This window comes from Paraprevotella clara YIT 11840, from assembly GCF_000233955.1.
GTDB lineage: Bacteria > Bacteroidota > Bacteroidia > Bacteroidales > Bacteroidaceae > Paraprevotella > Paraprevotella clara.
In genome coordinates, this window is the sequence record NZ_JH376591.1 from 115,627 (window position 1) to 132,424 (window position 16,798).

The window sequence follows — 16,798 nt, forward strand, 5'->3', positions numbered from 1 at the left end:
TGAGACTTCGCGGAACTGTTTTTTTTAGAATAAGGAGAACGGGATAAAACGTATTTGGAATGAAGTGCGTATTTTTGTGAATACTAAACAATCCGATGATATGCAAAAGAAACTGAAATTTATTTTAGGTGTCCTGTCATGTGTCACTGTGGTACAGTCGCCTGCTCAGGAAACAAGTTTATGGTATGATGCTCCTGCGGATGAATGGATGAAGTCATTGCCTGTCGGTAACGGCCGCGTGGGTGCCATGGTCTTTGGTGGTGTGAACGAAGAGACGGTGGCACTGAACGAGTCCAGCATGTGGGCCGGGGAATATGACCCGAATCAGGAGAAGCCTTTCGGCAGGGAGAAACTTGACGAATTGCGGAAACTGTTTTTCGAGGGCAAACTGATTGAAGGAAACGGGATTGCCGGTCGAGAACTGGTAGGAACACCGCATTCTTTCGGCACCCATTTGCCGATTGGAGATTTAAAAATCAAGTTTGATTATACCGGAAAAGAGGGAGGCGTGGAGGACTATCGCCGTGAGTTGGACCTGACGAATGCCGTGGTGACGGTTTCTTTTAAGAAAGGGGGGACGAAGTACAAACGTGAGTTTATCTCCTCCAACCCTCAGGATGCCGTGGTGATGCACTTTACTGCGGACAAGAAACAGTCTGTTTCTTTTGATATGAGGATGAAGATGATTACGGCCGCCCAGGTGCGTACGGAAGGAAACCTACTGGTTTTCGACGGACAGGCTTTGTTCCCCAAATTAGGTACGGGCGGCGTGCATTTCCAAGGGCGTGTCGTGGTGAAGGTAGACCGCGGCGAGGTGGAGGCTACGGGCGAGACGGTGCGCGTGAAGCATGCGGATGCCGTGACCATCGTAGCCGATGTGCGTACCGATTACAAGAACGGACAATATGAATCATTGTGCGAGAAGACCGTAGAGAAAGCCATTGCCCGTCCGTTCGAGACGATGAAGGAGGAGCATGTGGCGGATTATGCGCCGTTGTTTGCCCGCGTGTCATTGAAATTGGCCGACGATTCCAAAAAATCCATTCCGGTGGACCGCAGGTGGAAGGCTCTTTGCGAAGGAAACAAGGATGCCGGATTGCAGGCCCTGTTCTTCCAATACGGTCGTTACCTGACCATTGCTTCTTCGCGTGAAAACTCGCCGTTGCCCATTGCCCTGCAAGGTTTCTTCAATGATAACTTGGCTTGCAACATGTGTTGGACGAGCGATTATCATTTGGATATCAACACGGAACAAAACTATTGGTTGACCAATGTCGGCAACTTGGCCGAGTGTAATGCTCCGCTGTTTACCTATATTGCCGACCTGGCTCACCACGGTGCCAAGACCGTCCGCACGGTTTACGGCTGCAAGGGTTGGACGGCACATACCGTGGCAAACGTTTGGGGATTCACCGCGCCGTCTGAAGGCATGGGCTGGGGACTCTTCCCGTTGGCCGGTTCATGGATGGCGACCCATTTATGGACGCAATATGAGTACACTTTGGACAAGGATTACCTGCGCCGCACGGCCTATCCTTTGTTGAAAGGCAATGCGGAATTTCTGTTGGACTACATGGTGGAAGACCCCAACACGGGCTATATGGTGACAGGTCCCTGCGTGTCTCCCGAAAATTCTTTCCGCTATCAGGGGTGGGAGCTTGGAGCCTCCATGATGACGACCTGCGACAAGGTGCTGGCTCATGAAATCATGTCGGCTTGCGTGCAGGCTTCCGACATTTTGGGCGTGGACAAGGCTTTTGCCGACTCCCTGCGTCTGGCTTTGGCCAAGTTTCCTCCGTTCCGCATCAATAGTTTCGGTGGTTTGTGCGAATGGTATGAGGACTACGAAGAGGCTCATCCCAACCACCGCCATACATCACACCTGTTGTCTTTCTATCCATACGCCCAAATCACGAAAGAGAAAGACCCGGAATTGACCGAAGCGGTGAGGACGACGATAGAGCACCGTCTGGCAGCCGAAGGCTGGGAAGACGTGGAATGGAGCCGGGCCAATATGGTGTGTTTTTATGCCCGTCTGAAAGATGCGGCGAAAGCGGAAGAAAGCCTGAACATCCTCATGACGGATTTTGCGCGCGAGAACTTGCTGACCATATCGCCCGAAGGCATTGCCGGTGCGCCGTTCGATGTGTTCATCTTCGACGGCAACGCGGCAGGTGCCGCCGGAATGGCCGAGATGCTGGTACAGGCGCAGGAGGGCTACGTGGAGCTTTTGCCTTGCTTGCCGGTGGAATGGAAGGACGGCAGCTTCTCCGGACTTTGTGTGAAAGGCGGTGCCGAAGTGTCGGCAGAGTGGAAAGACAGCCGGGTGGTGAAGGCTTCATTGAAAGCCACGGCAGACAACCTGTTCCGTTTGCAAGTGCCTGCGGGAAAGGACTATACGGTGCGCCTGAACGGGAAAAAGTTCGCGGCTAACTTGGACGGGAACCGTTGCGTCGTGGCGTATTTAAAGAAAGGTGATGTGATAGAACTTAAATAATGGAAATTATGAAGAAACAATATTTGTGGGCTTTGGCCCTCTGTGGATTGGGGCATGCCGTTTCGGCGCAAGACGTGGCCCGTTATGTGGATCCTTTTATCGGAACGGGCGCGGTGGCGCAGAGCCTGAGTGGAAACAATTATCCGGGTGCCACCGTACCTTTCGGGATGGTGCAGCTCTCGCCGGATACCCGCGAAGCGCCGGACTGGGGGCAGGCTTCGGGATATGACTATAACGACAAGACGATTTTCGGCTTTTCGCATACGCGGTTGAGCGGGACGGGTGCTTCGGATTTCATCGACATCCTCATGCTCCCCATGAACGAGAACCGTAAGGAGTCGAGGTTCACGCACGAGAAAGAGGATGCCGTGCCGGGCTATTACCGTGTGCTGCTGCAGGACGACAGCATCAATGCCGAGTTGACGGCCACGCAACGTGTAGGCGTACACCGCTATACCTATTATAATAAGGAGAAAGCCTCCAAGGTATTCCTCGACCTGGACCACTCGGCCAACAAAGGCAGTTGGGGACGGCGCGTCATCAATGCGCAGATACGGCAGGTAGGACCGTCGGCCATCGAGGGTTACCGCATCATCACCGGTTGGGGCAAATTGCGTAAAATCTACTTCTATGCGGAGTTCTCCCAACCCATCGTGGCTTCGAAAATGATGAATGACAACCGGACGCACCAGAATATCGCGGTGGTGAACGGCACGAACCTTAAGGCTGTTTTCGATTTTGGCCGGCAGGACGTGGTGGAATGCAAACTGGCCATCTCACCGGTTTCGATAGAAAATGCCCGTCTGAACCTGCGTACGGAGGCCGACGGAAAGTCTTTCGATGCCATCAAGTCGCAGGCATACGAAGCTTGGAACAAGGAGCTTGGGAAAATGCAGGTAGAAAGCGGGGAGCATGAGAAGGAGATATTCTATACGGCGCTCTACCATACCATGATTCAGCCGAATGTGATGTCCGACGCGAATGGGGAGTATATGGCTGCGGATTATTCCGTGCGCCGCCTGCCCGTGGGGCAGGTGCATTACAGCACTTTTTCTTTGTGGGACACTTTCCGTGCCGCCCATCCGCTTTACACGATGCTGGAACCGGAACGCTCCACGGATTTTGTGAACAGTATGATACGCCAATATGACTATTACGGGTATCTGCCGATTTGGCAGTTGTGGGGGCAGGACAATTATTGCATGATTGGCAACCATGCCGTGCCCGTCGTGGTAGATGCCATCTTGAAAGGGCTGCCGGGTATCGACGTGGACAAAGCGTATGAGGCTGTGAAAATGAGCCTGACAACTCCCCATCTCAATTCCCCTTTCGAGGTTTGGGACCAATACGGTTACATGCCGGAGGACTTGCAGACGCAATCGGTGTCTATCACGTTGGAACAGAGCTTCGACGACTGGTGTGCGGCGCAGTTGGCCAAGCATTTGAATAAGGCCAAGGACTATGAGTTCTTTATGAAGCGTTCGGCCTACTACCGCAACCTGCATCATCCCGAGACGAAATTCTTCCAGCCTAAAAACAGCAAGGGCGAATGGATATTGCCTTTCGATCCTTATAAATATGGGGCAAACGGAGGATATCCTTTTACGGAAGGAAACGGATGGCAATATTATTGGTATGTGCCGCAAAACATTCCGGATTTGATTGAACTGACGGGGGGTGAAGACGCTTTCTGCAAGCGTTTGGACGAGTTCTTTACATCGGACGAAACGAGCGGGGCGAAAAATGACAATGCCTCGGGGTTTGTCGGCCTGTATGCCCATGGCAATGAACCCAGCCATCATGTGGCCTATCTTTATGCCATGGCCGGTCAGCCGGCCAAGACCCAACAGTTGGTGGAGCACATCAAGCGTACCTTATACAATACCTCTTCTTCCGGTTATGCGGGCAACGACGACTGCGGCGAGATGTCGGCCTGGTATGTCTTCTCAGCCCTCGGTTTCTATCCGGTAAATCCGGCATCGGGAGAGTATGTGATAGGAAGCCCTACGGTGGATCATGCGGAAGTCATGCTGCCCGGTGGAAAGAAGTTCACCATCGTGGTGAAGCGTAAAGGCGGAGCCGGTGCGGCCTACGTGAAATCCGTGAAGTTGAACGGACATAAATTGGATGGTTATGTGCTGAAACATGCCGACATCATGAAGGGGGGCACGCTGGAGTTTGAGATGGTGGCCCGGCCCAAAGGGAAAGTGTTGAATTTGCGATAGTGTAACAGGTGTGCGCTCTTCCTTGCGGTGGGGGCATCTGAAACGTATGAATGCTGCGTCCTGTCTTTTTGTAGCGGGATGCAGCATTTTTATTGCAAAAAGTTAGTCAGATAGCCGTTTTTTTCGTCTTGAGAAGTTCAAATTACGGTCAGATAAAGTGACTTTATTGCAAAAAATAAGGGTCAAAACCTCCTGATTCCGGTCTTTTTTCCTTTTTTCGGACCACTTTTCTGCTGCGAATGATTTTTCGTTTGGCTTAGATTGAAAAATCATTTGCCGCATAACTTTTCGACTCTCTTTGCAGAATATGAAGATTTCCTTTGGAAAATGGAGGATATCCCCTCGGTTATCGCCCTTTTTTCATCTAATTGACGAAAAAAAACGGTAAGAAAAGTAATGCAAAATGTTTATGGAATCACTTGGATGCTTTCATTATTTTGTTTGTGTGCGGACAAATATTCCTGAAACGTTTCAGAATGTCGTCAAGACGCCTCTGTGGTTTCCAAAATGATAAAATGCCAATGCGCGAGAATACGTTATTTCCGTTTATTCCCGGCGACGGACGGAAATACGCGAATCTCGGCACGTTAGATTTGGCATTTTGACACTTATATTCAGAGGCCGGAAAGCTACAGACGTTTCTTGGGACTATAGGGTGGCTTCAACGACATGACGATTGTAGTATGTTAAGATAGCCGAAAACGATTGTAGGTTTTGTTATAAAGTGTCAAAGAAACACTTTACGTCTGTGGCAGGAAAGTGCAGTGTTATTTGTGCATGTAAAAATGATAAAATCGTGTATCGTCGTGCTTTATGAGCCGCTTTGAAGCATGAATTTCTTTTTTTGACGCATTCCTATCATTCGTATGGCTTCTTTGTGCTTACTTTTGTATTGCGATAAAATTGAATAGGTGTATATCGTAGAGTTTTGAAATGTTAAAACGAAGATATCATGGAAAGTTTAAGTGCTTTTGTTACGGATGTGAATAAAAGGAATGAGTAATAAATACGCAGTTTAATAATAATGAGATATGAGAAAACATAAGATTAATGACCTGAATGTTTGTCTTTGCGCTGCAGTGTGCTTGTCCTTGCTCGGTTCGTGTAAGGATGACTACATCTATGACGATGAAGCTCCAACTTGGCTGGGTAATAATATCTATGAGTATTTGGAACAGAATGGCCAATACACGAATTATTTGGCACTCGTGAAGGATTTGGGTTATGAAGAAACATTGCGTCGTACGGGCAGCAAGACTTTGTTCCCTGCCACAGACGAGGCGTTTGCTAATTATTTCCGAGCCAATGGGATGAATGGTAGTGGAGCGGAATTTGTGCATGGTCTTCCGGCCTCACAAAAACGCTATTTGTTCAATACTACGATGCTTAATATGGCATATTTAAGCAATATGTTGGCAAACGTTACTTCTGATGCTGATGGTTTGAGCGAAGGTACTGCTGTGCGTAGGACTTCCTCAGCGACTCTCCTTGACACTGTCCCTTATGTTTCTTATGCAGACATGCCAAAGACAAGTTTCTGGAAGCGTTTTGAGAGAAAAGGAGGTTCTTTTTTGGCAGATAACGGTAATCGAATGTCTGTATTCTTTACGCCACAGTATTTTTCCAGAATAAATTTGACGGAATCCGATTGGAACGTGATTTCCAAAGGGTGGGGGATGCCTTGGGACGCAAGTGGTTTCTATGTGAATGGTATCCATGTGCAGGCTCAAAACAAGGACGTGACTTGTAAGAATGGTTATTTGCATCTGGCCGACGGTGTGGTGACGCCTTTGCCGAATATGGCGGAAGCTATTACCTCCACGCCAGAGGTTTCGCAATTTGCTGAATTGTTGAACATGTTCTCTTTCCCTTATTATGACGGCATGGTCCAATCTAACTTGGCAGCCGCCTATGGTGGCGTTTTTAACGAGGATTCCACTGTATTTGTCAAACGTTATTTCAACCAAACGGATTTTAATTCCGATCCGGAGGGAAAGGTCGATATCAATGGCTATGGCACGTTGCTTTATGACCCAGCTTCGCATGCATACGGTGGGAATACAGACATGGCCATGATGCTTGTTCCTACGAATGAAGCCATGCAGGAATATTGGACATCGGAGGAAGGTAAATTTCTTGCTGATAAGTTTCCGCAGTGGGATAGTGTGTACACGAAAGTAATTTCTGCGTTTTTGCAGAATCACCAACAACGTTCGTTCAGCGGTGCATTACCGCACAATTGGGACATCGTGGCTGATAATGCGGGTTATGAGTTGGGCATTACCGAAAATGACATAGTAAAAACCATACCGGCAAACAACGGATTGATTTATGTGACCAACAAGGTCTTCGCACCTGTGGATTACCAAAGCGTGTATGCACCGGTGTTGATTTCCGATTCCACGACGATCATGTCTCCTGCTATTAAGAATGATGTGGATAATGATTACAACTTGAAATACCATTTCTATCTCCGTTCGCTTGACAGTCGTTACAATCTGTTGGTACCCACGGATCAAGCCTTGGCGGACTATCGTGACCCCATCACATGGGCCATTTGGGCGAATGAACAAATAGATAATCGCGAAATATGGTCGTTCCGGGTATACATGGGGCGTGTCGTAGCCGATGTGTATGCCGTGAATGAAGACGGAGCCAAGGGTGAACTCCTTCGTACGTTGGATGATGAAACGGGGGATGAGCGGAATCAAGTAAATGACCGGTTGCAAGATTTGCTAGACATGCACATTGTTGTGGCCAATGATGAGGCGGAGCCTCTTTCCGGTTATCTGGACGAAGGTGTTCAACCTTATTTCCTGACTAAAGGCGGTGCCGTGTTGCAGGCAGAAGGCGTTGGCGGTGCGCTGTCAGTCAAAGGGCTTGGAGATGTGGAAATGGGATGGCCCTCGGCTCATGTAATTGCGTTGGAAAATGGTGATCCTGCACGTTATGAGATGACCAATGGGCGTACGTTTTTTATAAACCGTATTTTGCAAGACTCTTATAAGTCGGTATATTACACGATGGCTGATGTTGAAACGCATGAAGCTTATGCGGCTTTCTATCAGTTGTTGCAAGGTGACGAACGCGTATGGACTTATTTTGAAGAAGATGACGATGTGGAGCCTATTTTTGATTTGAATGCCACGACTTCTTCGTCAGGGCTTGGTCCTATTGTGACTTCGTTTAATAATTTCCGTTATACGGTGTTAGTCCCGACCAAGGAGGCTTTGGACAGGGCTTTTGCAGAAGATCCGGAATTGTGGACTTGGGAGCAGATTGCTGCCGAAACCGATGCGGGTAAGAAGAAAGAAAAGACACTTTATCTGCTGAACTTCCTGCGTTACCATTTCGTGGATGGCATTCTTCCTTTGGGGGAGGGTATTTCTTATAACGGTTCGTATGCTACGGCGGCTCGCGATGAAAACAACCATTTTGTATATTTGAATGTATCGGGAAATGGCAGTCAACTGACATTTACTTCTGAAAATACGGGAACACAGGCTCATGTGGTAACAGAGGATGAGAGCAATTATAATGTGTTTACGCGTGATTATATCGTAAATAATAGCGACTACAAGGCGGCTACTCAAATCATAGCCTCCTCACATGCTGTCATTCATCTGGTAGATCATGTAGTAGATTATCGTTAATCAAATAATAATCAGACAGGTTATGGAAAATAAGATAAAATCAGTGGTGTTGTGGTTGGCTTTCTGCATTTTGGCCGGGGTAGCCTATGCCCAAAGCGGTGGCGTGATTGTCACCGGTAAGGTTTATGCCGATGATGAACCGGATGGTTTCATCGGAGCCACCGTTGTGGAGCAGGACAAGAACGGACGTATATATTCATCTGCCCTGACGGATTTTAACGGAAACTTTTCATTAAAGGTGAAAGACCCGTCGCATTCTTTGAACTTCTCGTTTGTGGGTTATAAACGTAAAACTCTACCCATAGGGGCGCAGAGGAAGTTTGATGTGAAATTAGAGACACAGAATGTGCTGAAAGAGGTACAGGTTAAGGCGTCAAAGTTAGTGACGGGGGGCGGTGCGTTGGCTATTCCCGAACGAGAATACTCTGGGGCGATGCAGAAGTTTAATACAAAGGCTATCGAAGGGGTGTCCGTACCTTCTATCGATGATGCCTTGCAGGGACGTATTGCAGGTTTGGATATTGTGGCCAATTCCGGTGACTTGGGTAGTGGCACGGTGATGCGTATCCGTGGTATTACTTCTATCAATTCCAATTCACAGCCGCTTATCTTGCTGAACGGTATTCCTTTTGAAAGCAATATCGACGATTCGTTTGATTTCGCTTCAGCCGACCAGGAAGAGTTTGCCTCCTTGTTATGTATCAGTCCGGATGACATCGAGGAAATCACGGTTTTGAAAGACGGTGCGGCGGCTGCTATTTGGGGAAGCCGCGGCGCCAATGGTGTGATTGACATCAGGACAAAGAAGGGTGCAACAGGACCTACACGTGTAAGCTATTCCTATCGTTTTTCAGGTTATACTCAGCCTAAAGGTACGGAATTGCTTAATGGCGATGATTATACGATGCTCATGAAACAGGCTTATTTTAATCGTGCCCAGCAAGATTGTAATATCCCGGAGTTCAGCTATGACCGTTCACAGTTTATTTCTGCATACGGAACGGCCCAGGATTTTGAGAACTTTAATAATAATACAGACTGGGTGGATGAGGTGATCAAGCATGGTTTTACCCACGACCACAATCTTTCTGTGAGCGGTGGTGGTGATAAGGCCAAATTCCGTGCTTCATTCGGTTATTATAATCAGACGGGTACCATTATCGGTCAGGAGATGACCCGTTTTTCCAATCGTATGAATCTGGACTACAACGTAAGTTCACGGATGATGTTTTCTGCGGAATTTGCTATCACTTATACGGATAATGACAAGAATTATACGGACGATCCGTACGGTGAGGATAATTTATTGAACATCGCCCGTAAGCGTATGCCGAATGCATCGGTTTTCCGACAGGATGCCAATGGAAAAAATACGGATGTATACTTCAATATCGCGCAGAATTCTCAATTGGATGACGCGCAGAAGAATTTGCGTAATCCTGTAGCTATCGGTAACCTGGCTTCCTATCAGCAGACAAGTATGCGTATCATGCCGACATTACGCTTACAATATGATTTCTTAGACCCGGCTGGAGAAGCCAAGCTTCGTTATTCGGGTTATATTAAGTTCGATTCTGAGAATGTGAAAGATACCAAGTTCTTGCCTCGTGAAACTACTTCAAAGAATTGGAACGACGGAAGTGTGAATAAGGCATACGGAAAAGAGAGTGAAGCTTCTTCTATCTATACTGCTCATGATTTGACATGGCAACCCAAGCTCCCTGATGCACATTCCTTGATGCTCTATGGCAAGTGGGAAATGGACATGGCCAATTCCAGAAATCAGGAGTTTGAACGTTACGGACTGGCTTCCACATCTGCTACGGACGTTACGAACTTGGGACACCTGAACACTTTCAAGAGTGAGCGGAGCGAAGGGCGTAATATGGCTTTTCTTTTGCAGGGCCACTATTTTCTGCTTGACCGTTACGTGTTCGATGTGACGGCACGTTGGGACGGTAGTACGCGCTTTGGACCGGGAAATCGTTGGGGCTTCTTCCCTTCTGCATCAGTGAAATGGCTTATCTCGGAAGAGAAGTTCTTTGATTTTGCAGATGATTGGATGGATGAGTTTGCTTTGCGTTTAAGTTATGGTGTAACTGGTAACCGTCCTGATTACGAGTACTTGCATTATGCCCGTTACAGTAGTTTCGGGACGAGTTACATCGACATTCCGGCTATTAAACCTTCGTCTCTGCAATTGACCGATTTGAAATGGGAACGTTCCACGTCATACAATCTGGGTGTGGATTTGAGCCTTTTCGATTGGCGTTACCGTTTGGTGGCGAACGTGTACCATCGTCGTACGGACGACTTGTTATTTAAAGACCAGTCTATCCCATCTTCAACAGGATTTGGTTCCATATCCTATATTAATGGAGGTACGATGGATAATGATGGTTGGGAAATAGAGTTCAGTACGAACAATATGATAAAACGTGGAGATTGGTCCGTAGATTTGAGCTTGAACTTCTCGAACTATGTGAATACCATCATCGATCTGGATGAAAATGTGTTGCATAATTACAATGCAGACTTTAATTACTCTAACGGCTCTTACCTGAACCGTTTCCAGGTGAATAACTCTTTCGGTTCCATTTACGGTTTCCGTTATAAAGGAGTGTACCAATACGATACTTACCAACCAGACAAACCGGATGCTACGGCACCAGTGGTGCGTGATGCAAATGGTAACGTGGTGTTAGATGGTTCCGGTGACCCCATTCCGATGTATTTCGCATACGGAACGACGAATGAGTATCGTTTCCGTGGAGGGGATGCAATCTATGAGGATATTAACCATGATGGTACGATAGACGAGTTGGACATCGTGTATTTGGGTAACTCCAATCCGAAGTTTGATGGTGGTTTCGGGACGACCATCCGTTGGAAGCGTCTTTCATTGAACGTGTTCTTCAACTATCGCGTGGGAGGTAAGATTATTAATTACGGACGAATGTATTCCGAGAGTATGTATAATACGGAGAATCAATCAGTGTCCACGAACTGGCGTTGGCGCAAGGATGGCGATGTGACGGAAATTCCGCGTGCTCTTTTCCAGAGTGGATATAATTGGTTGGGAAGTGATCGCTTTGTAGAAGATGGTTCTTTCTTGCGTTTGAAACAGTTGACATTGAATTACTCTTTCGATCCTAAATTGTTGAAGAAGGCGCATCTGAATACTCTTAATCTCTCTTTGACGTTGAATAACATGTTTACTGTGACTAAATATACAGGGGCGGATCCTGAGATTTCACCGAATAATATCGGAGTGAGTGAGGATAAAAACCGTACGCCACGTTCGCGTTACTTTACGTTTGGCCTGACCATAGGTATTTAACTTTTAAAATAAATGTGAGATGAAAAAGTATATATATAAAATAGGTGCCTTCTTCCTAAGTTTGCCTTTTTTAGGTGTCACGGCTTCCTGTGATGACTGGTTTGGCATTATGCCGCAGTCTGAGATGGTGGCTGAGGATTTTTGGAAAGATGAGCAAGATGTGAAAAGTGCTGTAGGTGCTTGTTACAGGGCTATGCTAGAAGACGGCTTTATGCGTCGTTTGATTGTATGGGGTGAATTGCGTTCAGACAATGTGATAAATGGCTTGGGGACTGATACGGAAATAGGGTATATATTGAATGCAAACCTGAACGAGGCTAATAGTTATTGCAAGTGGAATGATTTTTATACGGTCATTAACTACTGCAATACCATGATTCAAAACGCACCGATGGTGAGGGAACGCGATGCGGATTTTACGGAGGAGGACTTGAATCACTATTTGGCAGAGGCCAAGGGTATCCGTGCATTCTGTTATTTTACGTTGGCACGTACATTTAAAGACATACCTTATATGGAAACTCCTTATGTGGACGATACGCAAAGATTTCAAGTTGAGCAGACTTCATTTGAAAATGTGTTGGACACTTTGATAAGTGATTTGAAGACCGTGGAGGATGTGGCCGTGTCAGACTACGGTGATACCGAAGCATATAATCGCGGACGCATAACACAGAAAGCCATTTGGGCCTTGGTGGCTGACATGAGTTTGTGGAGGGGGAACTATCGTCAGTGTGTAGACTACTGTAATAAGATTCTGACAACGGCGACAAATCCGTTGAGCCTTCTTCCTGCTGATACCTATTTTAATACGGTGTTTGGGCCTGCAAGGGGAAATTCTGATGAAAGTATTTGGGAGTTGCAGTTCGATCCCAATACGACTAATGGGGCGGTCAGCACGTTTTACGGGAGTTCCAATAACCTTTCTCCGTTGCTGTCTTCACTTGATTTCGATGGACAGAATGGAGAGGATTGGTGGGGGGGCTTGGATATGCGCCACGCCCAGTCTTACGTAGAGGATGGGTTGTATATGATTAAGAAATATACTTCTTATTGTTATGCTACGGATTTTGAGGATGTGAAGGCCAATGATTTTCAGTATGGAAATAATGAATCCAATTGGATAATTTATCGTTTGGCTGATGTGTATTTGATGAAAGCCGAAGCTTTAGCTGAACTTGGTGACATTGCCGGGGCTGTTGACATGGTTTCTTATACCTATGATAGGGCACATCCGGATTTGGAGACTGGAAGTTTGAAGGCTCAGTATCCGGCATCCACTTCGCAATCGGTAATTCGTGATTTGGTTTTCGATGAGCGTCAGCGTGAATTCCTTTTTGAAGGCAAGCGTTATTTCGATATTGTACGTCGTGCGCGTCGTGAAGGTAGTGTGACGGCCTTGGTTAATACGTACTTGTTGCGCAAATATGTGGCTATGAGTTTGAATCAAACTACGGTGCTCAGCAAAATTAACGATATTGATGCCATTTATATGCCTATCCATCAGGATGAATTGCGTTTGAATTCCTTGTTAGAACAGAATGCATTTTATAAAACTTCGGAAGATATCTCTAAAAATTGACGATTATGAACAAAATACATAGATTATTCAAGTGGGGACTGTGGTCGGTGGCGGTTTTGTGCCTCTCTGGCATGCAGATGTCTTGCAATAGCGATGATATTGATGCTGATGCCATGTACACGTTTACGGGCGAGACGGTGGCATCGTTTTGCCAGAACGATCCGGAGTTGTCGGACTTTTACCAACTGATAACCAAGTGTGGGGCAGATGCTTTATTGGAGGTTTATGGCCACTATACTTGTTTTATACCCAATAATGATGCCATTGCCGCTTATTTATCGGAGAACAATAGGTCCTTGGATGACATCACGGTCGAGGAAGCGCAAAAGATTGTGTACAACTGTGTTATCAGAGGTACTGCGGAATATACTTCACAGGAGTTTGTTGCTGGTTCTTTGTCTTCTATGACTTTGTCTGAGCGTCATTTGATTCTTTCGTTTACTACTTCAACGGATAACAGACGGGAGATTTGGGTAAATGGACAGGCTCGTGTGGAACGTTTAGATCAGGAAGTGCACAACGGAGTAATCCATGTGGTGAACAAGGTTATCCAACCTTCAGAAATGACTCTTTTGGAGGTGATGCAAAATAATGAGAACCTGACTATATGGGCTATGGCTTATGAGGCTTCCGGTTTGAATGAAGGGATGGAGAAACTTTATGATGAAAGTTATGTGAATACTTATGGGTCGGATATGTATCAATATGGCGACTATAAGTTGCATGTGCCGACGAGCCGCCGTTATGGTTGGACTGCTTTTTGCGAGCCGGATGAATTGTTGAGGCAGGCAGGAATTACGGGTAATACTCGCGAAGAGATTTTGGTAAGTTTGGAGAACTATGCTCGTACGTATTACGGTTCTGAGGATTTGGGTAATTATAGGAGCGAGAAGAATCCGTTACATCGTTTCGTCGCTTATCACTTGCTGAACCGTCAGATGGCCACGAATGACATGGTGTTCGATACGCCGGCAGCATTGATTAATCCGACGTATGCGGATAAATTGGTAGAATATTATGAAACCATGTACACTTATCGCATCATGGAAATCAAGGCCGGTAATAAGATTAACCAGCAATCCAATGGAGATTATGTGGGCATAGACGAGGCGAATAGCAACATCGAAGCATTGAACGGTTACATCCATACACTGAAGAATATATTGGTGTATGACGACGCGGTAATGCGTAATGATGTATTGCACAAACGTATCCGTTTCGATGCCATGTCATTACCTCCACAGTTGACTAACAATAATATTCGTTGGCATAATGTGGATATTTCCGATGCAAATGGATATACGGTCACTCCGGATTATTGTGGGGAGTATTTTACATTTAACGATGCTTGCTCGTGTCTGATGTGGGGAAGTCAAGGGTGGGCGGCTTTCCAAGGTGACGAAATCAATATGAAGGACAATTATGACTTCACTTTGCGCTTGTTGCCAGTTCCGCCTGGAAATTGGGAGTTCCGTATCGGCTATAATGCCGAAGGATGGCGTGGTATGGGACAAATCTATTTTGATGGGGTTATCACAGGGACGCCTGTTGATTTAAAAATCGGAGACGTGCAAGGCGATGCCCGTACGGGATGGGTGGCCGATGAATCTACTGCGGACGATGGAGTGGAAAATGATAAGATGATGCGTAATTTGGGATACATGAAGGCACCAGAATCTTGTTGGTATGCACATGATAACATTCCGCTTAGGGATTGGTATAAAGCTTTGCGTTACATTGTAAACCAGTATAGTTTCCAAGATTATGGGGCACATAAGTTGCGTATGCGTAGTGTGGATTTCGCAGGTCGTGAATTTTCCATTGACTATTTCGAGTTTATCCCGGTGGATATGATTCGTGATGAGGATCGCTTGTAATAACTATTAAGAAAGTAAGAACAAATGAAACAAATAAATAAAGGAATCATCTGTTTGTTATCGGGGATGGCGTTGTTCGTTTCCTGTAATGACGAGTGGGATGCGCACTATGACCGGAATGGTAGTGTGCCTCAGGTCAGCTTGATGGACTTACTCCGTAATGATGCATCGTTAAGTACTTTCACGCAAATAGTGGAGGTAACGGGGACTGATAGTTTGCTTGTATCCAATCAAACCTACACGGTATGGGCACCAGTAAATGAGGCTCTAATAAATGTGGATATGACAGACCGAGCTGCCTTGGAACGTTTGGTGAAAAACCATATTGCTCGTTACACTAACCCTACTTCTACGCAGCCTGGAAAGTATATTTATATGCTTAATGGTAAGCGTATGGCATATGATGATGCAGAGTCGTTCAATGGAACATCTTTGGAGGATGGTAATGAACGGGCGATTAATGGTGTTTTGCATAAGTTGAGGGACACTATTCCTTACCGTTATAATTTCTATGAATATTTGTCTGTCTATCCTGAGTATTCCAAAGTGTATGAGTTCATCAATCGCTTCGTGGAAAAAAGGTATGATGCGTCAGCTAGTGTAGGAACGGACTCGGTGTTTGTGGATTATAACCCGATGCTTTATTCTTATTATTATGGTATTGGGCATATCGATGATGAGGACTCGCTCTATACTATGATTTTGCCGGATAACGCGGCTTGGGATAAAGCTTATGCTCATATCAGTCCTTATTTTACGACATATAATGCAAACGAAGCTGTGGCAGACTCCATTCGCGATGTGCAGACAGGGCAAGCTATTCTGAATGGCTTAACATTCAGAGGAAAGGTCGATGATCCGGCATCAAAGGATTCTTTAGTAACGGTTACTGGAAATGTGATTTATCAGACGAGCCGTTATTTTGCACCTTATACGAAACTGGATGCTTCCAACGGGCTGATGTACTTAGCGGAGGGGGATTTGATTTTGGATGATACTTGTACTTGGAATAAAGAAATTCTAGTGGAAGCTGAGTATTTGAATGGGCGGACTACGAGTACCAGTACGAGCGCTTACGTGCGCAATACTGATGTAAATAGTGCCGTGCAAGGCGTGAGCAACAATAGTTATTTGGAGGTGACCAATGCTACAGGTACGGCGGAAGTCACTTTCGAAATTCCTCAGATTTTGGCTGGCAAATATGACGTATATGTGGATTTTGTTCCACCTGTCATTGACGGAGTTGCTTTGGCCGAGGAAAAAACGCGGCTGGAGTTCCGTTTGGTTTATCCACGTGCAGACAGAAATGGTACTTCTAATATATCGCGTGACGATGATGATGATCCGGATTTGATTATCGGCGGGGACAGCGTTGGCGATAACAAAGTGAAGACTTTGAAAGTTTGGAGTGCATTGGAGTTGCCCGCAGCCAATTATTATGATGGAATGTGGTTTATGGATGAGAATAATTCCACAGATGACGTAAAGGTGCGTACAACGCTTCGTATTCGTACCAATGTGAAAGCTTCGGAGGTAAATGTGAAATATCGTCGTCGTTTTCGAGTAGACCGTATTCGTTTTGTGCCTGTACCTTGATTTGTTAATCCTTAAAGCATGATGAGTT

Annotated in this window: 7 protein-coding genes; all 7 read left to right on the forward strand. The window is 46.1% G+C overall.

Annotated elements, in window-relative coordinates:
• Positions 1–100 precede the first annotated feature (100 nt).
• The 7 genes from HMPREF9441_RS03795 to HMPREF9441_RS03830 all read left to right on the forward strand — a co-directional run bounded on the left by HMPREF9441_RS03795 (position 101) and on the right by HMPREF9441_RS03830 (position 16,770).
• Positions 101–2,497, forward strand: a complete 2,397-nt coding sequence (locus tag HMPREF9441_RS03795) for a glycoside hydrolase family 95 protein (RefSeq protein WP_008618219.1) — start codon at positions 101–103, stop codon at positions 2,495–2,497.
• Positions 2,497–4,722 carry a GH92 family glycosyl hydrolase gene (locus HMPREF9441_RS03800; protein WP_008618220.1) on the forward strand — a complete coding sequence of 742 codons (2,226 nt, stop codon included), beginning with the start codon at positions 2,497–2,499 and terminating at the stop codon, positions 4,720–4,722. The genes HMPREF9441_RS03795 and HMPREF9441_RS03800 overlap by 1 nt, the downstream gene beginning before the upstream one ends.
• 1,031 nt (positions 4,723–5,753) lie before the next feature.
• Positions 5,754–8,375 carry a fasciclin domain-containing protein gene (locus HMPREF9441_RS03810; protein WP_008618223.1) on the forward strand — a complete coding sequence of 874 codons (2,622 nt, stop codon included), beginning with the start codon at positions 5,754–5,756 and terminating at the stop codon, positions 8,373–8,375.
• Between the two features lie 22 nt (positions 8,376–8,397).
• A complete protein-coding gene (locus tag HMPREF9441_RS03815) occupies positions 8,398–11,715 on the forward strand; it encodes a SusC/RagA family TonB-linked outer membrane protein (protein WP_008618225.1) in 3,318 nt (1,105 codons plus the stop codon).
• A 19-nt stretch (positions 11,716–11,734) separates the two neighbouring features.
• Entirely contained in the window at positions 11,735–13,297 is a 1,563-nt protein-coding gene (locus HMPREF9441_RS03820; RefSeq protein ID WP_008618226.1) for a RagB/SusD family nutrient uptake outer membrane protein, read from the forward strand.
• Between the two features lie 5 nt (positions 13,298–13,302).
• A complete protein-coding gene (locus tag HMPREF9441_RS03825) occupies positions 13,303–15,174 on the forward strand; it encodes a fasciclin domain-containing protein (protein ID WP_008618228.1) in 1,872 nt (623 codons plus the stop codon).
• 24 nt (positions 15,175–15,198) lie between these two features.
• A complete protein-coding gene (locus HMPREF9441_RS03830; protein ID WP_008618229.1) occupies positions 15,199–16,770 on the forward strand; it encodes a fasciclin domain-containing protein in 1,572 nt (523 codons plus the stop codon).
• The last annotated feature ends 28 nt before the right edge of the window (positions 16,771–16,798 follow it).